The 23,746-nt window shown below is 51.6% G+C and carries 23 protein-coding genes, 2 pseudogenes and 1 riboswitch; of the genes and pseudogenes, 12 read left to right on the top strand and 13 right to left on the bottom strand.

Annotated elements, in window-relative coordinates:
• The first annotated feature begins 7 nt into the window (after positions 1 to 7).
• Positions 8 to 1,450, top strand: coding sequence for a glucosyltransferase domain-containing protein (locus A6U95_RS26005; protein ID WP_065686596.1), 1,443 nt, complete (start codon positions 8 to 10; stop codon positions 1,448 to 1,450).
• A gap of 134 nt (positions 1,451 to 1,584) precedes the next feature.
• On the opposite strand, the pseudogene A6U95_RS26000 reads toward A6U95_RS26005, so the two are convergent.
• Positions 1,585 to 1,881 (bottom strand): annotated as a pseudogene (locus A6U95_RS26000) (putative quinol monooxygenase).
• Positions 1,882 to 1,883: 2 nt separating this feature from the next.
• Entirely contained in the window at positions 1,884 to 2,333 is a 450-nt protein-coding gene (locus A6U95_RS25995; protein WP_065686595.1) for a helix-turn-helix domain-containing protein, read from the bottom strand.
• Positions 2,334 to 2,428: 95 nt separating this feature from the next.
• Here A6U95_RS25995 and A6U95_RS25990 point away from each other — a divergent pair, with 95 nt between their 5' ends.
• Positions 2,429 to 3,637 (top strand): MFS transporter, encoded by a 1,209-nt coding sequence (locus A6U95_RS25990; protein ID WP_065686594.1) that lies wholly within the window; start codon positions 2,429 to 2,431, stop codon positions 3,635 to 3,637.
• A 23-nt stretch (positions 3,638 to 3,660) separates the two neighbouring features.
• On the opposite strand, the gene A6U95_RS25985 is transcribed toward A6U95_RS25990, so the two are convergent.
• The 3 genes from A6U95_RS25985 to A6U95_RS25975 form a co-directional block, all read right to left on the bottom strand.
• On the bottom strand, positions 3,661 to 4,911 hold the full coding sequence (locus A6U95_RS25985) for an MFS transporter (protein WP_226906462.1): 1,251 nt from the start codon (positions 4,909 to 4,911) through the stop codon (positions 3,661 to 3,663).
• 87 nt (positions 4,912 to 4,998) lie between these two features.
• Entirely contained in the window at positions 4,999 to 6,423 is a 1,425-nt protein-coding gene (locus tag A6U95_RS25980; RefSeq protein WP_065686593.1) for a DASS family sodium-coupled anion symporter, read from the bottom strand.
• Positions 6,424 to 6,464: 41 nt separating this feature from the next.
• Complete coding sequence (locus A6U95_RS25975) at positions 6,465 to 7,817, bottom strand: adenylosuccinate lyase family protein (protein ID WP_065686592.1); 1,353 nt, start codon at positions 7,815 to 7,817, stop codon at positions 6,465 to 6,467.
• Positions 7,818 to 8,062: 245 nt separating this feature from the next.
• On the opposite strand from A6U95_RS25975, the gene A6U95_RS25970 reads away from it, so the two are divergent.
• Positions 8,063 to 8,791 carry a GntR family transcriptional regulator gene (locus tag A6U95_RS25970; protein ID WP_065686591.1) on the top strand — a complete coding sequence of 243 codons (729 nt, stop codon included), beginning with the start codon at positions 8,063 to 8,065 and terminating at the stop codon, positions 8,789 to 8,791.
• 8 nt (positions 8,792 to 8,799) lie between these two features.
• Here A6U95_RS25970 and A6U95_RS25965 read toward each other — a convergent pair whose 3' ends face one another.
• From A6U95_RS25965 to A6U95_RS25950, 4 genes are all read right to left on the bottom strand, one after another.
• Positions 8,800 to 9,225 (bottom strand): GNAT family N-acetyltransferase, encoded by a 426-nt coding sequence (locus tag A6U95_RS25965; RefSeq protein WP_065686590.1) that lies wholly within the window; start codon positions 9,223 to 9,225, stop codon positions 8,800 to 8,802.
• 38 nt (positions 9,226 to 9,263) lie between these two features.
• On the bottom strand, positions 9,264 to 9,734 hold the full coding sequence (locus A6U95_RS25960; protein ID WP_065686589.1) for an SRPBCC family protein: 471 nt from the start codon (positions 9,732 to 9,734) through the stop codon (positions 9,264 to 9,266).
• A gap of 13 nt (positions 9,735 to 9,747) precedes the next feature.
• Positions 9,748 to 10,371 carry a DUF1571 domain-containing protein gene (locus A6U95_RS25955; RefSeq protein WP_065686588.1) on the bottom strand — a complete coding sequence of 208 codons (624 nt, stop codon included), beginning with the start codon at positions 10,369 to 10,371 and terminating at the stop codon, positions 9,748 to 9,750.
• A 252-nt stretch (positions 10,372 to 10,623) separates the two neighbouring features.
• Positions 10,624 to 12,216 carry an ABC transporter substrate-binding protein gene (locus tag A6U95_RS25950; RefSeq protein WP_065686587.1) on the bottom strand — a complete coding sequence of 531 codons (1,593 nt, stop codon included), beginning with the start codon at positions 12,214 to 12,216 and terminating at the stop codon, positions 10,624 to 10,626.
• A gap of 245 nt (positions 12,217 to 12,461) precedes the next feature.
• Here A6U95_RS25950 and pepT point away from each other — a divergent pair, with 245 nt between their 5' ends.
• The 4 genes and pseudogenes from pepT to A6U95_RS25935 all read left to right on the top strand — a co-directional run bounded on the left by pepT (position 12,462) and on the right by A6U95_RS25935 (position 15,983).
• Positions 12,462 to 13,691, top strand: a complete 1,230-nt coding sequence (pepT, locus tag A6U95_RS25945; protein ID WP_065686586.1) for a peptidase T — start codon at positions 12,462 to 12,464, stop codon at positions 13,689 to 13,691.
• Between the two features lie 199 nt (positions 13,692 to 13,890).
• A pseudogene (locus A6U95_RS31635) lies at positions 13,891 to 14,081 on the top strand (amino acid transporter); the annotation flags it as partial.
• 113 nt (positions 14,082 to 14,194) lie between these two features.
• Positions 14,195 to 15,133 (top strand): glutaminase A, encoded by a 939-nt coding sequence (glsA, locus tag A6U95_RS25940; protein ID WP_065686585.1) that lies wholly within the window; start codon positions 14,195 to 14,197, stop codon positions 15,131 to 15,133.
• 187 nt (positions 15,134 to 15,320) lie between these two features.
• A complete protein-coding gene (locus A6U95_RS25935) occupies positions 15,321 to 15,983 on the top strand; it encodes a MarC family protein (RefSeq protein ID WP_065686584.1) in 663 nt (220 codons plus the stop codon).
• Positions 15,984 to 16,068: 85 nt separating this feature from the next.
• Here A6U95_RS25935 and A6U95_RS25930 read toward each other — a convergent pair whose 3' ends face one another.
• From A6U95_RS25930 to A6U95_RS25920, 3 genes are all read right to left on the bottom strand, one after another.
• Complete coding sequence (locus A6U95_RS25930) at positions 16,069 to 17,490, bottom strand: MFS transporter (RefSeq protein WP_241810727.1); 1,422 nt, start codon at positions 17,488 to 17,490, stop codon at positions 16,069 to 16,071.
• Between the two features lie 124 nt (positions 17,491 to 17,614).
• Positions 17,615 to 17,830 (bottom strand): YgdI/YgdR family lipoprotein, encoded by a 216-nt coding sequence (locus A6U95_RS25925; RefSeq protein ID WP_065686582.1) that lies wholly within the window; start codon positions 17,828 to 17,830, stop codon positions 17,615 to 17,617.
• Positions 17,831 to 17,911: 81 nt separating this feature from the next.
• Positions 17,912 to 19,498: a phosphoethanolamine transferase gene (locus A6U95_RS25920; RefSeq protein WP_065686581.1), complete on the bottom strand. Its 1,587-nt coding sequence runs from the start codon at positions 19,496 to 19,498 to the stop codon at positions 17,912 to 17,914.
• Between the two features lie 499 nt (positions 19,499 to 19,997).
• Between A6U95_RS25920 and A6U95_RS25915 the strand changes: the two genes are divergently transcribed.
• On the top strand, positions 19,998 to 20,312 hold the full coding sequence (locus A6U95_RS25915; protein WP_065686580.1) for a hypothetical protein: 315 nt from the start codon (positions 19,998 to 20,000) through the stop codon (positions 20,310 to 20,312).
• An 80-nt stretch (positions 20,313 to 20,392) separates the two neighbouring features.
• Here A6U95_RS25915 and rluF read toward each other — a convergent pair whose 3' ends face one another.
• Complete coding sequence (rluF, locus tag A6U95_RS25910) at positions 20,393 to 21,154, bottom strand: 23S rRNA pseudouridine(2604) synthase RluF (RefSeq protein ID WP_065686579.1); 762 nt, start codon at positions 21,152 to 21,154, stop codon at positions 20,393 to 20,395.
• Positions 21,155 to 21,266: 112 nt separating this feature from the next.
• Positions 21,267 to 21,358, top strand: a riboswitch (TPP riboswitch).
• A 36-nt stretch (positions 21,359 to 21,394) separates the two neighbouring features.
• On the opposite strand from rluF, the gene thiM reads away from it, so the two are divergent.
• From thiM to A6U95_RS25890, 4 genes are read left to right on the top strand one after another with little or no spacing between them, the layout of a single operon-like run.
• Entirely contained in the window at positions 21,395 to 22,189 is a 795-nt protein-coding gene (thiM, locus tag A6U95_RS25905; RefSeq protein WP_065686578.1) for a hydroxyethylthiazole kinase, read from the top strand.
• Positions 22,186 to 22,986, top strand: coding sequence for a bifunctional hydroxymethylpyrimidine kinase/phosphomethylpyrimidine kinase (gene thiD / locus A6U95_RS25900; protein WP_065686577.1), 801 nt, complete (start codon positions 22,186 to 22,188; stop codon positions 22,984 to 22,986). Before thiM ends, thiD begins: the two co-directional genes overlap by 4 nt.
• Positions 22,973 to 23,236 (top strand): hypothetical protein, encoded by a 264-nt coding sequence (locus tag A6U95_RS25895; RefSeq protein WP_065686576.1) that lies wholly within the window; start codon positions 22,973 to 22,975, stop codon positions 23,234 to 23,236. The genes thiD and A6U95_RS25895 overlap by 14 nt, the downstream gene beginning before the upstream one ends.
• 19 nt (positions 23,237 to 23,255) lie before the next feature.
• A complete protein-coding gene (locus tag A6U95_RS25890) occupies positions 23,256 to 23,714 on the top strand; it encodes an inhibitor of vertebrate lysozyme family protein (protein WP_065686575.1) in 459 nt (152 codons plus the stop codon).
• Positions 23,715 to 23,746: the final 32 nt, after the last annotated feature.

Raw genomic sequence — 23,746 nt, 5'->3', positions numbered from 1 at the left:
AAATCAGATGATCTGCAAAGACGATAAAAAAACATTGGCCTTGTATTCAGGGTTGGCTCTGTTGTTTATATATCCTCTTATTCAAGCTGGGGTGTTTTACAGGGATGACTTAGATCGAGCGATTACAGGTCAATATGGATGGCGTGGATTAGGGCGGCCAATCGCGGATATTCTGATGAAAATTCTATCGGCGAGTGGGCGCTATAATCTTGACCTGTTCCCCTATACAATGATTGCATCTTGTCTGTTTATGGGTGCCGCTTCCTTATTGCTTTTTAAACATTTGGATAAAATGGATGTTCCGCATGCCAAGCTTGTTGCGGCCCTTTTTATTTTCAATCCCTACTTATTACAAAATATTGCCTATAGATACGATTCTTTAGGCATGGTTATTGCCTTGTTTCTTGCCGTGTTAGCCTATACCTATAGGAACGACAGCATAATTCGTGAAGGCTCAATAAAAATAATAGCGGGCGTGTTATCGCTAACCATCTATCAACCATGCATGAATATTTTCATCGGCCTGCTTGCCATTGATATGATGATTATTGCAGTTAAAAGTGAATCTACAATAGCCCAATCCATAAAATTAATAATAAACAAGGCAGTGACATTTGTTTGTTTTTATCTGGTTTATATGCTGTTTTTTGCTGTAAAAAACAACTCGCGATCGGAAATTATTTTGCCGAATGCTGAGGGTGCTGAAAAACTGTTAGGCACGATAAAGGCATTGAAAGAACTGATTCTATCGTATTTTTACGGCCCTGTTTATATCTATTTCCTGGTGCCTGTAGTGGTTGCTTTGGTATTCATGATAGTCAGGAATTATGCACATAAAAAGAAAATAGTTTCATTCATGATATACGCTTTACTGTCATGTTTTATTTTCTTGGTGTCTCTAATGGGGCCAACAGTCCTTTTGCAAGATGCCCCTATATTCCCAAGGACTCTGGTTTCATTTTCGGTACTATTGGTCATTATTGCCATTCCGATTATGTATTTTTCTCCAAGATTAAAATATCTATCACTTGTCCCTCTAATCACCGTTTTTGCATTCAGTGCTCAGCTAAGCAGCGCCATGAAGTCACAGCGTGAATATGAAGATTTTGTTTTTAACATGATTGCCAGAGAAATGCTGAGCTACCCAAACATAGAGACTATCGGCACAACTGGGCAAGTGAATATTAACGAAAGAACAAAATTAATCATGGAAAACAAGCCGCTGATTGGCCATTTTCTTAGCCCGGCCTCAGAGTTTATTGCGTCTTTCCAGTTGATTAATAAGGGGTTAACGCAAACATTGCATGGTTACGGTGATGAGCAAGCCAATATGGATAGACTTACAGGGATGATAGAAAAAGGCATTAAACCTGTATCCTCTAATAAGGATTATTCGTTATACGTTTCTGGCAATGAGGCCATAGTCACATTGGGAGTCACTAAACAGTAACTATTTATTATTAGCTCTATATTTTTAACGGAGCCTATAAATTTAGTTTGCCTGCATCAAGCGGTTAACCAGGCCTGAGTTCGGTATTCAAACGGACTCAGGCTGGCCTGACAGGCTATTGCTTGGCCACTTCTCTATGCTTTCTCAGGAAAATTATCCATCAATATATAGCTGGCATCCTTACGTTTATGTTGATCGATCAGCGGCACCAGGCGTTTAAAGTGTTCACTCGCGCAGTGAGCCTCCAACGCCGCGCGATCGGGCCACTCTTCGATAAAGATAAAGTGCCCGGCATCCTTTTGATCGACATACAGATCATAGGCTATGCAGCGGGGTTCCTACTTGGTGGCTTCAACCAACTCTTGATAAAGCGGTAACACCGTTTCTATCGCTTCAACCTTGATAAAATCTTCGGCAATGACTTTCAGCATTTTTATTTCTCATCTACTTTGACAACCCGGGTATTGCGTAGGTTGAGTTCTTGCCCTGCATGGCCGATTGGCGTCATGCGAGGTATTGGCTGGCCGCTGTCGTTTTCCACCAGGCGTGAATAGTCCTCTCCTGCCGCAAAAAGATGATCCTCTCCCCATTGGCGCAGTGCGACGATAATCGGGAAGATTTCGCGGCCTTTATCGGTCAGCAAATACTCCTGATAGGCGCTGCCATCGGCGGCAGGGCTCACTTGCAAAATCCCCTGGGTGACCAGCGTGCGTAGCCGAGTGGAAAGAATATTCTTTGCCATCCCCAGATTCTTTTGAAACTCACTAAACCGGCTAATACCGTCAAAGGCGTCGCGGATGATCAACAGTGACCACCAGTCACCCAGCACATCCAAGGTTCGTGCTACCGGGCATTGAGCATCCTCAAGGCTTTTTCGTTTCATGCTGCGGCTCCAGAATTATTCTGGTTGCATTATAAAACCTCTTTCACTAAAGTGCATTGAGTTTAATAATGAAACCACTTTTAATGAGGCGCTTAATGAGTGATAAACCGCTGGAAGCCTTCCGCTCGCAATCTGTTGAGCTTTTACCTTCGTCACTGGTGCTGCTGTTGGCAGCAGCCTGCGCTTTCAGCGTGGCCAATGTTTATTACGCGCAACCGCTGCTTGATGCCATTGCGGTGGATTTTAATATCAGCCTGGCAAGAGTAGGGATGGTGATCGCGGCGACCCAGGTCGGCTGTGCCTGTGCGCTGTTATTGGTGGTTCCTTTGGGGGATTTGCTGGATCGCCATCGCCTGCTGGCGGTGCAGCAAATACTGTTGATTGCTGCGTTGCTGATGGTTGTTGTGTCTAGTAGTAGTCTGGCACTACTGGCAGCCATGCTGCTGGTGGGGCTATTGGGAACCGCGATGACGCAGGGATTGATCGCCTTTGCCGCTACGTTGGCCTCCCCGCAGGAACGTGGACGCGTGGTGGGGGCCGCTCAGGGCGGAGTGGTGATGGGTTTACTGCTGGCGCGCACTCTCTCTGGGTTACTGGCGGATATCGGCGGTTGGCGAACGATCTACTTTTTCTCAGCGGCGATTACCCTGATATTGCTTCCTGTTCTGGCTCGTTTATTGCCAAAACAGCCTGCTTGCGAGTTGAAGTTAAGCTATTGGCAACTGCTGAGCTCAATGCTGGACCTGCTGCGCCATGACCGGATTTTGCAGGTACGCGGTATGTTGGCGTTGCTGATGTTCGCGGCATTCAGCATCTTCTGGAGCACGCTGGTTCTCCCCTTGAGCCAGCCCCCATTTCTTTTTTCTCATTCGACCATTGGTGCATTTGGGTTGGTAGGGGCAGTTGGTGCGCTGGCGGCGATGAGGGCCGGGCATCTAGCTGACCAAGGCTGGGGGCAGCTAGCTAGCGGGATGTGCCTGTTGTTGCTGATGATCGCTTGGTTGCCGCTTGGGTTGATGGAGCGAGGAATGGCGTACCTGATTGGCGGTATCATCTTGCTGGATCTGGCCGGGCAGGCAATCCATGTCCTCAACCAGAGTATGATTTTCACTGCGCATCCGCAGTCCCACAGTCGTCTGGTTGGGTGCTACATGCTGTTTTATGCCGTCGGCAGTGGGTTGGGGGCGTTTGCCGGTAGCCATATTTATGCGTGGGCGGGGTGGCATGGCGTATGCTGGCTGGGCGGCTCGGTAAGCCTGGTGGCATTGCTGTTTTGGTGGCGCACGCTGAAATATTGCCGTTGACCCTTCCGTGCGCTAGTGAAGGTTTATCCAGCAGCTTTTTTTTCCGCCATACCCTGGATAAACAGCAATCCCAACGCAATGACGACCGGAATAAACACCAGCATATTCAGCCAGAACCAGCCGAGAATATGCATCATCTGCCCAGATAACAGAGAGGCTAATGCGGTGGTGCCGAAGACAAAAGAGTCATTCAGTGATTGAACCTTCAGCCGTTCTTGATGTGTGTAACAAGCGCTCAGCATGACGGTCGCGCTGACAAAGCCAAAGTTCCAGCCGACGCCAAGCAGAATTAATCCTCCCCAGAACCAGATGACCTCGGTGCCTATCATGGAAACCGCAGCGGCGCAGGCCGTCAGCAATAGCCCGCTGGCGCAGACGTAACGTGGCCCGAAACGCGATATCAGCCGGCCAGTGATAAACGCCGGCGCGTACATGGCCAGAATATGCCATTGGATCCCTAATGTGGCAGTAGACAGGCTGTGTCCGTGATGGATCATCGCCAGCGGCGTTGCGGTCATCATAAACGTCATCAGCCCATAAGAGACCAAGGCTGCCACTGCGGTGGTGATAAAGCGCAATGAACCGGCGATTTCCCCCAGAGAGCGAATTTTATCTGTTGATGTTGTTTGAACGGGGTCGGAAAGCGGGTTTTGTTGAGCCGCCAAGCGAGCGGTCATGCGCCGCATTTGCCATAAAAGCAGCAACGCAATCAACGCCAGCAGAGACTGCCCGAGGAAACTGGCCGACAGGGGAACTGGCAACAGGTTTTGCGTCCAGATCACCAGTTGTGGGCCAATCACTGCTGCTAACAGTCCGCCAAGCATAACCCGGGAGATCGCCACGGGTTGCTCAGGTTTGGTGACATAATCCGTTACCGCAAAACGGTAGCTTTGCACGCACGCCGCGTAACCCCCGGCCATCAGACAGCCTAGACAGAACAGGATGAAAGAGCCGTTTATGACGCCCCATGCAGCTATTATCCCACCGATGAACGCACTGAGCGCACCAAGGGTATAGGCGTTAACGCGCCCAAAGCGGGCTATCAGGGCTCCTACAGGTAACACGGACAAGGCCAGGCCAATGTTGAAGAGACTGACCGGCAGCGTGGATAAGGCTTTATTACTGCTTAATGTCTCACCCACCAATCCGCCCAGTGAGATGATAATCGCAGGTGAGGATGCACCTATCGCCTGAAGGGCAAAAAGCAGATGTACGTAGCGCTTTGTTTGTGCGCGGTAGGTGTCTATCCCTGTATTGACGCCAGCCGGATCCACGATGGCTATTCCTTGGTTGGTTATGGGGAGTGAATGCACTGAATGAATCAGGCGCTATGCCCATGACGCCTGATTCGGTAATAGTAATCAATAGTACCCTAGCAATTTCCACCAGGCGAGGCCGACAACGAAGATCAGAATGACGTTGAACGTCACCACGCAAAAGTTGATTTTGTAGAAACGTGGCCGTTCAAAATATCCCTGAGCGAAGTAAATGGGGCCAGGGCCGCCGCCATATTCGGTATTTCCCCACATCAAATTGCTGAAAATACCAAAACAGATGGCAACCATCATCGGTGGCGCGCCAGCAGCGATAGCGGTAGCCGCGAACGGTGCATACAGTGCAGCGACATGGCCGGAGGCCGTGGCAAACAGATAATGCACATAAATATACAGTATCCCCAGAATGACAAACGTCTGCATTGCGCCAAAACCGCTAATAGTGGTTTCGAGCTTGGTGGTCATCCAACTGATAAAACCGAGGCTGGATAGCCCGCCCGCCAGGCTGATGATGACGCTGAACCAGATCACCGTATCCCACGCGGCCTGATCTTTAAGCAGGTCTTTCCAACTCACGGCATGAGTAGCAAACAGATAGGCAGCCAACCCCAGCCCTACCGTGGTGGCCGATAATCCTGTCAGCAGACTGGTGCCCCAGCCCAGCAGCGCCAAGATAAAACCCAGCGCGACCTTTTTTTCAACGCCTGACATAGCACCCAGCTCATTGAGGGCACGGCGTCCCATGTCTTTCGCTTCCGGGGTCTTTTTAAGTTCCGGGTTCAAGATCTTATAGACCAGCAGTGGCATCAGGAAAAAGCACACCATGGCGGGAACGACCGCGGCCACGAACCAGCCACCCCAGGTTATTTCTACCCCCAACGAATCTTTTGCCAGGCTGCCCACCAGTGGGTTCGCCGCCATACCCGTCAGAAATATGGCACCGGTAATGGGGGTGAACTGGAAGCACACCATAATCAGAAAGTCGCCGATCTTTTTACCGCTCTTACCTGGTGCCGACCCTAAGACTTCATTGATAGAGCGTACGATGGGAAAGATGATGCCTCCCGATCTGGCGGTTACCGATGGCATGGCCGGAGCCATAATCAGATCGGATACCCCTAGCGAGTAGGCAATACCCAGGCTGCTGCCACCAAATAGTGACAGCATTTTATAGGCGATACGCTTGCCCAAGCCGGAGGTAACGAACCCCAGTGACAGGATATAAGCACAGAAAATCAGCCATACTGTCCCACTGGCAAAGCCGGATAAGGCTTTAGCCTCCGTCAGGGTTCCGGTAAAAATGGCTACGCAAAGCGCGACCAGCATGACTGCCCCGGAGGGCAGTGGTTGAGTCAGAATAGCCGCAATAGTTGCTGCAAAGATGGCGAACATCTGCCAAGCCTGCGGTGTTAATCCCTCGGGGACCGGGTAAAGCCAGATCGCCAAGCCTAAAAGCAGTGGGATCAGGGTGGCGATAGCTTTTTTCTTTCTGTCGGGTGATCCTGCTGACATAATTATCTCCTTATACAAGGATTGAATTTCCTGCGGATGCGTTAGCCCTGTTTGGCTGATTGCTGTACTGCCCGATCCACCATTTGCGGTGCCATACCCAAATAATTGGTCGGGTCGGTAAGCTGCTCAATCAGCTCTGGTTCCAGACGACTGGCAATGGCCGGTAACGCGTTCAGCACATCGGCGAGGCGTCCTCCCTGTTCATTGACAATGCGGCAGGCGTCATACACCACATCATGGGCATCCTGGCGGCCAATATAAGGTGCAAGCCCCATCATCACGGCTTCGGCTACGATCAACCCATTCGTCATGTCCAGGTTTTTTGCCATGGCAGCTTCATCCACAATCAGCCCACCGAGCATAAATCTTGCCTGCTTCAGTGCACCGGCGCTGAGAATGAAGCTTTCTGGGATGGCTATCCATTCGGCATGCCAGGGCCCGGTAGCGCGCTCCAGATCCTGGACCATCGCATCCAACATCAACCCAGCCTGCTGACGAACTCCTTTGGCGCAGGCCAGCATAAGCTCACTGGATATGGGATTGCGTTTTTGCGGCATGGTACTGCTGGCACCACGGCCTTTGACGAAGGGTTCATAGAGTTCGCCGAATTCGTTTGAGGCCATTAGCATGACGTCATAGGCGATTTTGCCCAACGATCCGGTGATCAGGCCCAACAGGTTAACGGCTTCGGCAAAACCGTCGCGTGCTACATGCCAGGTGGAGTCCGGAGTGCCCAACCTCAGCTCTTCCATCATCGCCTGCTGCACAACCAGCCCCTTATCCCCCAGCGATGCCAACGTCCCGGCGGCTCCGGCGAATTGGCCTACCAGGACGCGCGGGCGGGCTTGCGCCAGGCGTTCGGCGTGCCGATCAAACATATTGAGCCAGATTGCTGCCTTATAGCCGAAGGTGATCGGCAAGGCTTGCTGCAAATGGGTGCGTCCGGCCATTGGGGTGGTTCGGTAGCGCTGTGCCATGTCAGCCAGAATGCGGCGTAGTTCGTTGATATCGGTTTCGATAAGTTCGAATGCATCGCGGATTTGCAGGACTACTGCGGTATCCATAATATCTTGTGTCGTTGCCCCCCAGTGAACGTATCCCCCTGAGCTGCCAGCCTGCTTCGATATCTGATGCACCAACGGTAAAATGGGATAGCCAACGATTTCGGTTTCATGACGCAGTAGGTCAAAATCCAGCGTGTCCGCACTGCATCTGGCCGCAATTTCCTCTGCGGCTTCCACTGGGATCACCCCACAGCGAGCTTCGGCTTTGGCCAGAGCGACCTCCACCTCGACGTACTTGCGTACCAACTCGCGATCATCAAAAATGGCACGCATTTCCGGGGTACCAAAAGCGTCACGGAACAGAATAGAATCAAGAACATTAGAAGCCATATTGCCTCCCTGAGTGTAAGAATGGTGGTAAGATTTATTTCATATGTCATATAGGGACAGGTGGCTAAACAGCAGCTCGTGAGGCGCGAGGAAACGAGGACTCTTGCTGTTCAGGTTATTTTAAATGTCCGTACATTTGATATGTACGGACAATATATAATGTACGGACATTTGAACAAAGCTGTCTTGCTACAACTTTGTGATGTTGATCTGAAAGTTTTTTCGGGAGTAACGGCCAGACCGCTATGAAAGAATCTCTTTATAAACGTATTGCTCGTGAGCTGGTGCAAAGCATTGCCTCGGGTAAGTACCCGGTAGGCACGCTGTTGCCACCTGAAATGGAGCTGTGCGAACAGTTTGATGTCAGCCGACATACCATTCGTGAAGCCTTGCGTGATATCACCGAGCAGGGGTTGATCGTCAGGCGTAAGGGGATTGGCACGCTGATAGTGGAAAAAAAATCAGACAGCGCTATGAATCACCCGCTGGCCAGCCTGGAAGATTTGCTTTTCCTGGCCAACAATAACCTTCGGGTGGTGAAAAAGATTGATGAGGTGGTGGCTGATGAGGAGCTATCTCAAGTGATCGGTGGTGCGCCAGGATCGCGCTGGTTACATATCGCCAGTATCCGTGAAGACGGCGCAAAGAAAGACGCCCCCATCTGCTGGACAGACAGCTATACCCGACTTATTTATGACAAGATACGTCGCCTGGTGCGCAGCGATCCCTACGCATTGATCAGCGAGCTGATTGAAAAACATTATGGGGTCAAGAGTGAAGAGGTTCGGCAGACCATCACCGCCGTTGGCGTATCGCCGAAAATTGCCAAAGTGCTTGGCGTTGAACCCGGCTCACCCGCACTGAGGATTGTTCGTCGTTACGTTGATCGCCATGGTGAAACGTTCGAAACGACGGTGTCTATCCATCCGGCGGACAGATACGCTTGTTCCATTGTGCTGAAACCGCAAGCTTAAGAACAACGCTATCCTTTCGGCGAATGTAAAAGGTAATACTCTTCGCCGCCGTCACCACCGGTGGAGACGATCTGCCAGCCGTGTTTGTGATAGAACGCCAGCGCCTTGTCATTTTTCACCAGGCACTTGAGCGAGCCGGTTGAGGTAAACGTCTGCTCTGCGGCATGCAACAGCGCGCTGCCCACGCCCTGTGGCGGCAACAGGGGGTCGACATACAGATTATGAATAAAATTTTCGGCGCGATAAATCGAGACAAAGCCGAGCAGCTTGCCGTCCTGCTCGGCTACCCAGATCTCTTCGCCAATCGTTGAGCGATCAAAATCTTCCAGCTGATAATTTCGCGTATCACGCCAGGTAAAGGTGGCTTGGCGGGCGGTCAGATACAGGCTGCGTAGGAAAGGGCGATCGGCCTCTTGGTAAGGTCTTATGTGCATGGCGGTTCCTGATGATTTGCTAGCACTATAGCTGACAATCAACTCATTTCAACGCTGGTACCCAGCCGTTGCGCCAATCCTTTGGCTCCGGCCCGCATCACCGCATCGTGGTTCCAGCGAAATAACGGTGCTGCCAGCGGTGCCAGGCAGTTCATCCAGAGCGTAGTGGTTCGGACATGCCAGGTATAACGCGCAAGAGTATAAACCCCATCGGAACTTAACAGCCATTGGCCGACCCCTTCTACTTCGCCGCTGGCTTGTCCCTCCAGTAACTGTAACGGCACAATATTCACGATATGCATATCAAAGGTGATGCGGTAAGGCAGTACGCCTTGCCAGGTATAACGATGCAACGCACCGATGCCGAGCGCATCGCCTTTGCCTATCTCAACCACCTGTAACAGGTTTTTCCACCAGCTTGGCCAGATATCGGGATGATAAAGCACCTCCCATACCGTTGGTAACGGGGCTTTGATGCGCCAGAGGGTGGTTAACTGGTATTCGGTCATATCAGGTTCTGCCTTAAGGGGTAAAGAAGTCAGCGGGAAAATGCAGGTTGAACACCAGCGCATCCATCATCACGGTTTCCATTTCTCGATCGTTGCTATCGTAGCTGACCACCTTGGTTGGGAAGCCGTGGCTATCCTCTAGCCAAACCTCATAACGGTGAACGCCATCGATGCTAACCCCTGTCGCTTCAAGGATGGTGACATGCAAAGCGGCTTGGCCTGCCAGGGCTTCCTTGCCGATCACGGTCGTTTTCCCCCTTTGCTGGAGATGGCGAATATTACGCAGCAAGGTGCCGACGTCCGATTGGTCTACGCGATGGCCATTAGGGCCTTGTACCAACGAGTTGCTGGGGGACAGGCTCAGCACTGGCAGAGTGCCGATACCGAATGGCCATACGCGCACCTTACCGCTGTCGGGATCATAGATCAGCACGGCACCGCGATGAGGTTCGCTAAAATCCATCCGCACATAGCCCGGCTTACGGTAGCTGTAACGCATCAGGGTACGATCGCCTTGTGCCGAACGGGAGTCGATCCTGCACTGGTAGGCAGCAATCTGCGCAAATTGCTCCTGCGCCAGAACAATCGGATCCGGTGGCGTTGTGGGAGCCGCATTGGCGCTGGTGATCAACGTCATTGCCAGCAGCCATTGGTGGCCGAATAAGTGGTTGATACTTTTCTCCCTGTGGAACCCTGGCCGAAAAAGGCAGGCCTCATTAATTAAATATAGGTTCTGGATCACAGGCGATGGCGGTTTTATTCTTCAAACATCATACTATTCGAGTTTTTTGGGGCTTAATAGGCAACATACCTTGAATGAGCTTTTCGCCAAAAAAAAGCTTCATCCCTCTCGGTTTGAAGCCCTGAGTCATCGTTCAAGCGTCAGCGTTTATTTCACATCGACCTGATAGAAAATGTGTTTGCCGAACGGGTCGATTTCGTATCCGGTGACCTCTTTGCGCACCGGCTCAAAAATCGTCGAGTGGGCAATCATCACCGCAGGCATCTGGTCGTGCATCATCTGCTGGGCTTCTTTGTACAGATCAACGCGCTTTTGGTGATTACTTTCGGCTCGAGCCTCCAGGATCAGCTTATCAAACGGCTGATAACACCACTTCGACGAGTTAGAGCCGCCGTTGGCTGACGTACAGCTATACAGCGGGCCAAAGAAGTTATCCGGGTCTCCGGTTGCCGTGGTCCAGCCCATCAGTGCAGCCTGATGCTCGCCGTTTTTCACCCGTGTCAGGTACTCGCCCCACTCAAAGGTGACCACTTTGGCCGTTACGCCCACTTTCGCCCAGTCGGCCTGGATCATCTCGGCCATGCGCTTGGCATTCGGGTTATACGGGCGCTGAACCGGCATTGCCCACAGATCGATGGTCATGCCGTTGGCGAAGCCAGCTTCTTTCAGTAGTGCTTTGGCCTTCTCCGGATCGTAATCGTAGTCTTTCAAATCCGCATCGGCACTCCACACGCCCGGAGGCAGTATATTTTTCGCCGCAGTGCCAGTACCTTGGAATACCGCCTCGATGATCGCCGGTTTATTAATGGCTAGCGCCAATGCCTGACGGACCTTCACGTTATCCAGCGGTGCCTTCTGGGTGTTAAATGCCAGGAAGCCGGTGTTCAAGCCCGCTTTTTGCATCAGGTTGATGTCTTTATTTTCCCTCATGCGTGGCAGGTCTGCCGGGTTAGGGAACGGCATCACCTGGCATTCATTTTTTTCCAGCTTGGCGTAACGGATCGACGCGTCCGGCGTGATGGAGAACACCAGACGGTCGATTTTCGCTTTGCCCTGCCAGTAATCAGGGAAGGCGGTAAACAGGATGCGGGAGTCTTTATGATATTGCTTCAATTCAAACGGCCCGGTGCCAATCGGCTCCATATCCGCACGCTCTGGCGTGCCCGCCTTCAACATGCTATTGGCGTATTCCGCAGAGAGAATTGAGGCGAAATACCAGCCTAAATCGGCAACAAACGGCGCTTCCGGATGGGCCAGAGTGAAACGTACGGTATGGTCATCAACCTTGTCGATGGCGGTGATTAGCTTGCCGAACTCCAGGCTTTCGAAGTTGGAGTAGTTGCCGTTGGAAACGTTGTGATAGGGATGGTTTGGATCTTTCTGGCGCATAAACGAGAAGATCACATCATCGGCGTTAAAGTCGCGCGTTGGCTTGAAATATTTGTTGCTCTGGAACTTCACTCCTTGGCGCAAATGGAAGGTGTACACCTTACCGTCTTCGCTGACGTCCCAGCTTTTTGCCAGGCTAGGCTGCAGTTCGGTGGTACCGACTTTGAAATCCACCAGTCGGTTATAGATCGGCACCGCGCTGGCATCGACGCTGGTCCCGGAGGTGTAGAGTTGCGGGTTAAAGTTTTCTGGTGAACCTTCTGAACAATAGACTAACGTTTTTGCTGCTACCCCAGAGCTTATTGAGAGCGCTGCTATGGCCAGCGCAAGCTTTGTAATTTTAATTATCATCACTATCTTCCTGTTGGTGAGCCTACCACTGAAAAATAAAGCTTGTACTAAAGCGCTTAATAAATAACATTAAATTTACATTGTCAGCAAACAACATCGAACGATAACAATGAGGTCAACGCTAGCCTCGGTAAAGGCAGTAGTTGGCAAAAATAAACTCTAACAAAAGGGTGAATTCTGAAAGATTGCTCTGGTGATCCTAGCCATGGAAGCCTTGCAAACGGGATGCGTTCATACACAACATAATGTCTTCACCGCTCGCCACGCAGTTAACCCAACGTTTCTTCCGCTACCTGGCCGTCACCAGCCAGAGCAACCCAGCGGTAAGTACTTTGCCCAGCACTCCTGGTCAGTTCGCCATGGCGGAGATGCTGGCTGAGGAACTACGCCAACTCGGCCTGGATAATGTGGTTATTGACGAACATGCCACCGTCACCGCAGTGAAAAAAGGCAACGTACCCGGTGCGCCACGTATCGGATTCATCACCCATATTGATACCGTAGACGTTGGTTTATCGCCGGACATCCATCCACAAATCTTGCGTTTTACCGGTGAGGACTTGTGCCTGAACGCGCAGCAAGATATCTGGCTACGCACCGCTGAACACCCGGAAATCAAAGCCTATCCGGGGGAAGAGATTATTTTCAGCGATGGCACCAGCGTGTTGGGGGCGGATAACAAAGCGGCCGTCACGGTAGTGATGACGGTGTTGGAAAACCTTACCGCAGAGGACCAACACGGTGATATCGTGGTGGCGTTTGTACCGGACGAAGAGATTGGCCTGTGTGGCGCCAAAGCGCTGGATCTGGCGCGTTTCGACGTCGACTTTGCCTGGACTATCGACTGCTGCGAATTGGGTGAAGTGGTGTATGAAAACTTCAACGCCGCCAGCGCCGAACTGCGCTTTACCGGCGTGACCAGTCACCCGATGTCCTCTAAAGGTGTGCTGGTGAATCCGCTGCTGATGGCGATGGATTACATCGGCCACTTCGATCGCCAGCAGACTCCTGAGCATACCGAAGGGCGCGAAGGTTATATCTGGTTTAACGGCATGCAGGCATCGCAAAGCGAAGCGCTGCTGAAAGCCAATATCCGTGATTTCGATTTGGCGAACTTTGAGCGCCGCAAACAGCAGATTGGTGAAGTAGCAGAGAAGATTGCTGTGCAATATCCTACTGCCCGCGTGGAGTATCACATCACCGATACCTACAGCAATATCAGCAATGCCATCACCGATGACCGCCGGGCCATAGATTTGATTTTTGCCGCACTGGCCGAGTTGAACATAGAGCCTAAAGTCATCCCGATGCGCGGCGGTACAGACGGTGCTGCGTTGTCCGCCAAGGGGTTATTAACACCCAATTTCTTTACCGGCGCGCACAACTTCCATTCTCGGTTCGAGTTTTTACCCCTTAAGTCGTTCGAGGCTTCCTATAACGTGGCGTTAACGCTGTGTAAGCTGGCGGCTAAATAAGGGCGGATATCGCTTCAACATTATCGCAGCCAGGCTTATTCAAGCCTGGTTAGCGAAAGTTCTATTTGTTTGGTTAACTCGAATAAACAAGAAAGCCGCTACGGTTGAGAAGATAAAAACTCAGACAGCCGCTATTTTTTCACTCTGATCAGATGATAATTGCCGTTTATGCCGGTAGAGCTGGTCACATCGCTATTGAAACTATCCTATCGCCATTATGTTAGCAGCAGTGGGTAACCTTTGTGCTAGGCACGCTAGCGGTTTTTTGGGGCCCTCAACCCGATATCAACCTCACCCAGAGCTCATTGGTCGCCTATTACGCTATGTTTAAGTGGGCGGGCCTAGAATGGCTGGGCCTGATGGTGGCTTTGCATAGCCATTGGCGTGATGAGAACTATTGAGCCTGCTGTAACAGCCGCTCAGGTGCCAAAACCTTAATATTTCTTTCAAGGGTTGGGAGTATTATCTCCCAACTCCGCAAATTCAGTCTGGGGGGCAACAACATGACTATCGATTTACAACGTCTTCAACAGGTGGCATCGGATGCCTATGCGCAGTATTCCACATTGAGTGGCGGCGAGAATGCCAGCTATATCCCTTTTTTAGCGAGCGTGCCAAGCCATTTAGCCGCCTTGGCGATTGTGACCGTCGACGGGGATATCATTTCTCAGGGGGATGCGGAGTTTCGCTTTGCGCTGGAGTCAATTTCAAAAGTGTGTTCTCTCGCCTTGGCGTTGGAAGATGTTGGCCCACAAGAAGTTCAGGACAAGATTGGTGCCGATCCCACTGGCTTGCCCTTTAACTCGGTGATTGCTCTGGAGCTACATAACGGCAAACCCCTCTCACCGCTGGTGAATGCCGGGGCAATGTCAACGGTGAGCTTAGTGAAAGCGAGTGACCGGGAAAACCGCTGGTTGCGTATTCTTGATATGCAACAGCGACTAGCGGGGGCACAGATCGCACTCTCTGACGAGGTGAATGATTCAGAGCAAACGACCAACTTCCATAACCGTGCGATCGCCTGGTTACTCTATAGCGCTGATGCGATGTACTGCGATCCAATGGAAGCCTGCGATGTGTATACCCGCCAATGCTCAACGCTGCTTAATACCATTGAATTGGCCACGATGGGGGCGACAATTGCCGCCGGTGGTATCAACCCCGTCAGCAAAAAGCGAGTGCTGACAGAGTCTAACACGCCCTTTATTCTGGCAGAAATGACGATGGAAGGGATGTATGGCAGTTCTGGCGATTGGGCATACACCGTTGGTTTACCAGGTAAAAGTGGTGTTGGAGGCGGTATCTTGACCGTGGTGCCCGGCGTAATGGGGATTGCTGCGTTCTCACCTCCTCTTGATCCCGTTGGTAACAGCGTACGGGGGCAAAAAATGGTTGCGGCTGTTGCCCAGCAGATGGTGTATAACCTTTATCGGGGGCGTTAACAACGAACAGGTCGCTAGTTTTTGCGAGTGGGATAATCCCCTGACGGTTTTTTAATGTTGCCGCGCCTGGCATTGGTGCCAGGGTGGGGGCAGGGATTATTGTACTGTTCGAGCAAACGGCTTTGTTAAAGCGTTCGGCTATTTGCATTAAACGCAAACCGTAAGTCGCGCGTAGTAGGGGGATAAAATGGAAGCCTGGTGGATTCAGTTTTTACTGTTGTATATCACTTTTCTGTCCATGTTCAGCCCGCCCGCAACCATGGCCGCTGCGGCCACTATTCTGGGAGGCGTATCCAACAAGGTTTTGCGGCGGGTAGCATTTCGCGTGTCACTGGCCTATGTGATAGTCATGTTGATCGTTATCTGGCTGGGCAATTACATGTTGACAGCATTAGGGCTCAGCACCCATGCGTTAAGCGCCACCGGTGGGGCAGCCTTGCTCTTTCAAGGCTGGCCGTTGATGACGCGTGGCACTAAAGCCGATCAAAGTAATGCGGCGTTAAACAGCGATAGCCCGAAAAATGCGGATGATTTGGCGGTGGTGCCATTGCTATTTCCGATATCGATTGGTGGCGGGACGATTGCCGTTGGGATTTCGTCGGCGGCACATAATGATACTTTAGCGGGCATGATGCTGCTTTCGGCCGTGATCCTGGCAATGGCACCGACCATTGCCTTAACGTTTTTGATTTCTGGCCCGCTGCATGGGCGGCTTTCCACCGGTGCCATGGACACGATTGCACGTATTTCTGGCATTATTCTGGTTGCTCTGTCATTGCAATTGCTGGTATCTGGCCTGACAGGGTTAGTGACGTCGGCGTTGCACGGCGCGGTTATAAAAACCCTTTGAGGGTAAGCTAATACGGGTGTCATACCTGAGCTCAAGTGCCATAGTTGGCCCCCTTTTCTTTTGGGAGAGGGGTCACCGTATCCCCTCATTCCTTGTTATGGCGAGCAGTCAGATTTGCCCCGTCTTGTTCCGAGAGCTTGAAGAAAATAAACCCAGAGGCAATGGTTATTACCCCGAGAATAACGAAAGTTATTCTGAATGAATCCACCAGATCCAGATGCATGGAATCGGCAGGCGCCTGAAACATCCTCAGCAGCACTGCGCTGATCGCAACACCGAATGTTGTAGAGAGCTGCTGGCTGACAGACATCAAACTGTTACCGCTGCTGGCCTTCTCATCATAGAGGTCAGCAAGGGTAAGGCTGCTCATGGCGGTAAATCGCAGTGAGTTGACGAAACCGATCAGGAACAGGTTTATCGCCAGGAAGTATATTGGCGTATTCTGGTCAAAGAGACCCAGGGTCATGATGGCCATGCCGACAAAAAACGTACTATAAATTAGCACATTGCGATAACCAAAACGGCGGAGGATCGGGGTGACCAGCTCCTTCATGATCATGGCCGCCAGGGCCAGTGGGATCAGCATCAAGCCTGAATGAATGGCGGAAAAGCCTAACGCCAGTTGCAACATTAAAGGGAGCAGGAAAGGTATGGCCTGCGCCCCCAAGCGTGATGCAAAGTTGCCTGCCAACCCGATACTAAAGGTTTTTACCTTGAATAACTCGAGAGGAAAGATCGAGCTTTTGTGAAAAACTTTGAGGTTTTTTCTGGCATGAGTGACGTACACATACAGCAGCAGCACTCCTGGGATGAGCAATAAGATTGGGTAGTGTATGCCTTCGCCATCGCTCATCATTTCAAGGCTTAAGGTCGTAATAATGAACGCCAGGGAAACCAAAACCAGCCCCTTGACGTCCAGATCTGTCGATTTGCCACGAATATTCGGCATAAATTTCAGGCTGAATATGATCCCCAGAATACCGATAGGCACGTTAATCAGGAATATCCAGTGCCAGGTGAACTTTTCGACTAAAAATCCACCCAGCACAGGACCGAGGAAGGGGCCCGCGAGCCCTAAAAGGGTCGATGTGTTCAGCGCCTTGAGAAAATCTTTTCTATCAAACGACTTTATCAGCGTCAGCCTGGAGACGGGAACCATCATGGCTCCTCCAACCCCTTGAAGAACACGGGATATGTCCAGCCAGAACAAGGATGTGGAGCTGGCGCTGCACAAGGATCCGATAGAAAAGAAGGTTAGGGCAAAGATAAATACGTTTCTGGTGCCGAATTTGTCGGAGAGAAAGCCGCTAGCCGGGATGAAAAGTGCCAGGCTGAGGGCATAGCAAATCACTGCCGACTCCATGCTCAACGGTGATTCATGTAAGTCTGCCGCCATCTTTGGCAGCGCAGTGTTGAGTATTGAGGTATCAAGGGCCTGCATAAAATATGCAACCGCTGCAATCCATGGCAAGGCTTTATGCATAGTAGGAGTAATCGCAGTTGCCATCTAAATTCGCTCACCAAGCGTGTTATCTATTGATAGTAGAACAGCCACTTGATGAGCGCGAATGCCAATTTTGAACGTTTGGTTTCTGAGGGAACCGATAAAAGTCACACAGCCGCAGGAAAGGCTATTTTTTGACTATCCCTGAAATATCATTGGTATTGATCAGATGATAGTCGCCGTTCATGCCGGTATAGCTGGTCATACCGCTATTGCGGTCAGTGTCAGGTTCACCATGGGCCTGTAGGATATCGCCATATTTAGTCGTGATAATGTAGTCACTGGTGCAACCCGCCAGCGTCAGTGTCAGGAAAGTGAGGGGTAGAAAAGTCAGTTTTTTCATTGGTCAACAGGCTCTTTTCATTTTAACTGCCTCATATTACAGACGAAGTGGCCCGAGATGCAAAGGCTACCTTATTACACTTCAGCGCGTTTGGGTTTCAAAGATATCCGTCGGCAAATGGCTGTAGTCCACCTTCTTGAGCTTGAAGTTGGTGATATAGATGGGGCCGGCTTTTTGCTCGGAAAGAAACGAATATTTCGGCGTTAGCTCTTTGGTTTTTATCCCGGTCCACGAGGCGAAAAAGGTCAGGAAATCATTGGCTGAACGAGGGGCTTTAATCAGACGGTGTTCGGTGTCATCGCTGGAAAGCACCATAAAGGGGACCTGAAAATTTTGCTGAAACTGGTCATCGTGCGCCAGATATTGCACCTGGGTACCGCGCTCTTTAAACGCCAGGCCGTGATCGGAGAAGTAGACCATTGAGAAACTTTCCCCGGTATCGCGCAACTGCTGATAGAGCTGTTTCAGCAGGCTGTCAGTTTGCGTCATGGTGTAAAGATAGCAGGAGGTTTCTTTGGACTGCACAAAGTCCACGTATTTCCCTTGAGTCCGGTCGCAGGCTTGCGGATGTGAACCCATCAGGTGCAAGACGATCAACTGCGGGTTAGTGCTGCGTGGGGCGGCAAAAACCTGGGCGGTCATCTTGAGCAGCGTTTCGTCATGGGTATTCTTATCCGCTTCAAAATCACCGTTTTTCAGAAACTGCACTTCATCGGCACGTTTGGCAATGCTGGCGATAGCGGTGTCATATTCACCAATTTGGCCTTGGTTTGAGAACCACCAGGTCTGAAACCCTGCCCGATTGGCCAACGTGACGAAGTTATCCTGATACTGCGGTTTGCCATTGATGACACGGGTTAACGTTAAGCCGAGCGATTTCTGTGTTGATCCGCTGGCCGCAATATAGTTAAGCAACAGCGAGCCGTTTACGTGGCTGGCAAAGGGGGTATTGTCCCAGTGCCCACCAAACGCACCTAAGGCATCCCGCCGTGCGCTTTCGCCGATCACTACCATGTAGATGTGATATTTCGGTTTCACCGCCAGCACGTTCCAGGAGTCTTTCAGCTGTGAAAACGCCTGCATACGGGCTTTTTCATCAATCACTTCCTGGTTATTGACGATCACATCCCTGACGAAGCGAAACACGGGATAACCAGAATCGGTCAATTTAAACACGCCACCGTACGCCAGATTCTGTACTGGTGTGACAAAAAAGCAGACCACGCTGATGGTGAGACATAAGCTGTTGAGGGTGTTCCAAGCGCCTTTCGGGGTTGGCTTACGGCGCAACGCGATAATGCCCAGAGCCAGAATAAACAGGGACACCAGATAGCTGTACCACGGGAAGATGGTCAATATCTCGCTGGACTCTTCCACCGAGGTCGAGTGTAACGCCAGCAGGGTATTAAAATTGGGCGAGCCATAGGCCTGAGCAAACGGGAAGTACATGGCAGCGATGAGACTAAACAGCCCGATCACACTCTTTTGCAAGCGTGGGCTGAGACGCCACAGCAGCAGTAACACACAGCCGAAGGCCACGGCATACAGCAGACTAAATGGATAGCCGAGGGCGAAGTTGATCAGCAGCGACTGCAGGAAGTAAAAGCCTGTCCACGGGGTGAGGGTGACGTCACGTGCTGCCAGGGTATCTTTAACCGTTGAGTTCATGTTTACCGAAAGTTATCAAATGCCGTGTGGTAACTCTGACAAGAAAAGAGTCATAAATCCGTTTGGTAGACGGAAAGGGGAGGAGGGATAGACCGCATCCAGCGAGCCGCTTCATGTACCCGGATGCGAGAAGATAGAGCCGAATGAAAACAAGATCAACTGATAATTATCGGCTGTTTTGAGAGGTTGATTGCAATTTCGAACGCAAGGAGAGGTAAAGGCAGGAAGGTGCAGATTTTCAAGAAAATTGCAGACCCGCTAAGTGAGGACGGATCGCTATCAGTACGCCCCATTCCTGGAGTAACGCAGTGTATTTTGTATCAGGTTAATCAATGATTGCCGCAAGATCAGTTGCTCGCCCATCACACAATATAGCGTGAGCATACCCTACCTTAGGAGGGTTCCTTTATTTATGGCGGAGAAATATATTACGCGGGAGTTCATACGCTGAAAAACATAGAGACCCATCAGGATTCTGTTTGGTTTTAAAGGATGATTTATGAAAAGAATGTTTATCGCTTTAACTGTTACGCTATTGGCGGCGGGTTGTTCAACATTGAAAACCGATCAGGCAATACCGCTGTTGCAGGCGGAAACAGCTAAAATGCTGGGTCTGGGATCATCGGATGAGATTACCGTGACTAATGTTAATAGCGCCCAACCTGATGCCTTGGGTGGACAGAAACTTTCTTACCGAGCTACTACTGAGAAAGGGCGAATTTTTGACTGCTCTTCGATGATGATGCCGGGTCTTCTATTGTCGGCCCCAACGCTGAGCGCACCAAGCTGTACGCCGGTTGTTACGCATAAATAATTTTCGTCAGGGATTCACTTGCGCCGCATTACAACTGGTGGTGCCGGGTGCTTTCCCGCAATTGAATGATGATGAGGCGGTTATGCTTGGCCGCCGACCCTCGGGGTGAAAATATCCTCTGACGAGGAGTGTTCAATCAGCTTAAATAGCTCGCTCCGTTCCTCAGCGGTGAAATCCCGCCATTCGCCTAGCGGCAACCCTTTCAGAATGATGTTCATAATACGTGCGCGCTCAAGCTTGGTGACTTCATAACCAAAATATTTGCACATGCGGCGGATTTGGCGGTTAAGCCCTTGCACCAGGGTGATGCGAAACACCAGCGGGGCTTCTTGTTCCACTAGGCATTTTTGAGTCACCGTGCCCAGGATGGGGACGCCTGCGCTCATGCCCTGAATAAACTCATCGGTTACCGGTTTGTTGACGGTCACCAGATACTCTTTTTGGTGATTGTTGCCAGCACGGAGGATCTTATTGACCAGTTCGCCGTCATTGGTCAGGAAAATCAGCCCCTGGGAATCTTTATCCAGGCGCCCGATGGGAAAGACGCGTCTGCTGTGATTAACGAAATCACCAATGTTACCCCGCACGTGCTTCCCCATGCTGGTGATGATGCCAACAGGCTTATTCAGAGCGATAAGCACCAGATCGCCCGCATCACGCGGTTCGATCGGCTGGCCGTTAACTTTCACCACATCCCCGACCAATACCTGAGCGCCCACGGAGGCTAACTTGTCGTTGATGAAAACGTTGCCTTGTTTGATGTGGCGGTCGGCAGATCGACGAGAACAAATGCCGCTGTCGCTAATGTATTTGTTCAGGCGGATAGATGAGTGAGTTAGCATGATTTCCCCGTCAAACGCGAACTATACATTACCTGGGGGGGGCGGCGTCTCCTTTTTATTTTTTGACGCTATCGCGTGATTGACCTCACTGGCGGCAGCGCTAATAATGGCAAACGTCGACTCGGGGTGCCCTTAGGGGCTGAGAAATTACCCGTATTACCTGATCTGGATTATGCCAGCGTAGGGATGTCGCGGTATCTCAACCGGTACCCGCCTTCTTGAACGCCGGTTGGGAGCATTATGTTTACTCGACCTGATGTGTTACCCGGCACCCGTGCCGCGGCCTGTTTTAACCAATTTAAACGCCAACCTCCATTGATCCACTGCCTGACCAACGAAGTGGTGCAAGAGCTGACGGCTAATGTGCTGCTGGCGCTTGGTGCTTCCCCGGCGATGGTGGTAGAACCGGAAGAGGCCGCGCAGTTCAGCCGCATGGCCGATGCGCTGTTGATCAATATCGGCACCCTGCACGCATCGCGAGCAGAATCAATGCTAGCCGCCATAGAGGCTGCCAATCGTGCTGAAAAACCCTGGTTACTGGATCCGGTTGCCGTTGGGGGATTGGAATATCGCGCTACCTTCGCCCGCCGTTTGCTCACCTTGCGGCCAGCGGCGATCCGTGGCAACGCGTCGGAAATCATTGCATTGAGCGGCCTGCAGACTAGCGCCCGTGGCGTAGATAGCCAGGATGACTCGCTGGTGGCATTACCCGCAGCACAGGTATTGGCGCGTAATTGCGGGGCCATTGTGGCCGTCACCGGAGAGACAGATTATATCACCGATGGCGAGCGAGACTGGGCCGTCACGGGTGGTGATGTATTAATGACGCGCGTGGTGGGTACGGGCTGCGCGCTTTCTGCCGTCGTGGCAGCATTTTGCAGTTTGCCGGGCGATCGGCTGGATAACATTGCCACCGCTTGCCGCGTGATGGCGCTATGTGGTGAAAGGGCCACGGCGCAGTGTTCTGGCCCTGGCAGCTTTACTGCCGCCTTTCTGGATGCCCTCTACCAACTGCGGATGGAGGATCTGCTATGAAACGAATTAACGCACTCACCATCGCTGGCACCGATCCTAGTGGTGGAGCCGGTATTCAGGCCGATCTGAAAGCCTTCTCCGCGTTGAGGGCCTATGGCACCAGCGTGATCACCGCGCTGGTGGCGCAGAACACCCGTGGCGTACAGTCGGTATATCATATCGAACCGGCATTTGTGGCTGCCCAGTTGGATTCGGTACTCAGCGATGTGCGTATCGATAGCGCTAAAATCGGCATGTTGGCTAATGCCGATATCGTGCGGGCAGTGGCCGAGCGCCTACGCCATTACAAGCTGCCTTATGTGGTGCTGGATACGGTGATGCTGGCTAAAAGTGGTGACCCGCTGCTGGCACCGGAAGCGGTGGAATCCATCCGCCATGAGCTAATGCCATTGGTTTCCATTATCACGCCGAACTTGCCAGAGGCCGCTGCTTTGCTGGCCTGCGCTCCGGCACAAAACGAATCACAAATGCGTGAGCAGGGCCAGGCATTGTTGGCGATGGGCTGTCAGGCGGTGTTGATGAAGGGGGGGCATCTAAGTGAAGAGGAAAGCCCAGACTGGTTATTTACTCCCGGCTTTGAGCAGCGCTTTAGTGCGCCGCGCATAGCGACCAGGCATACGCACGGCACCGGTTGCACCTTATCTGCGGCACTGGCAGCCTTGCGCCCGCGCCACCAGAGCTGGGCCGATACCGTGGCAGCGGCAAAAAACTACCTGCAACTGGCTTTACAGCAGGCCGATAGCCTGGAGGTGGGGCAGGGTATTGGGCCGGTGCATCATTTCCATGCCTGGTGGTGAGCCAGAGATTGAGTTTAAGCTGGCGGCATTAGCTGAAGGTATTGGCGGGCAGAAGGGAAAACTTGCCATAATGTCGGAAGAAATGTCGGAAGAAATGTCGGAAGAAAATTTACCACCGCTTCCTGGAAGGAAAGCGGTTAATCGGGGTTGGGGCAACCAAAAAAGGCTATTGGCAGGTAGTCTGACGAAAAACGCTGAGCCAACTTTCCCGTTTAATTGTGGTCTGAGCTACTTGGAGCTACGCTTTTGATTTACCGAGGGAGAAGACCATGATAGGAAAAAAGAGGTTGCTGGGAGCCCTGGTTGCGGCCCTGCTTGGATTTAGCACCGGCAGTTTTGCCGAACAGATTATCACTGCTTCAGATCTGATCCAGCAGCCGGGCTACCAAACCAGTTGGAAAAATATGGTGAAGGGCCAGGCACAGTTACCGGGTTGGGCGCGCAAAGGGATCGGCACTTCCACACCAGCCGAAACCGTCACCTGGCAAGGGCAAAGCTACCAGATCGGTAACATCTGCAAGCCGCATGACTGCGCCAATAACTTTATGATTGTGGCTTTTAAAGCAGACAAGTCCCAGGCTTGGGGCGTGCGGATTGAAGTGCCCAATAAGCCGCAGGCCATTGACCATCCGAAGAAATACGCCAAATATCAATGGTTGGGTAAACCGGATGATCAGATGAAAGCGTTGCTGAAGAAACAGTTTGAGGGTAATCCAGACTGGAAGTAACGCTGCTGAGGGGCAAAGCTACGCGCCAAGGC

This window comes from Serratia sp. 14-2641 (assembly GCF_001692375.1).
Classification (GTDB): Bacteria; Pseudomonadota; Gammaproteobacteria; order Enterobacterales; family Enterobacteriaceae; genus Chania; species Chania fonticola_C.
The sequence above is the reverse complement of the archived record's forward strand: the minus strand, read 5'-3'. Positions and strand labels throughout refer to the sequence as shown.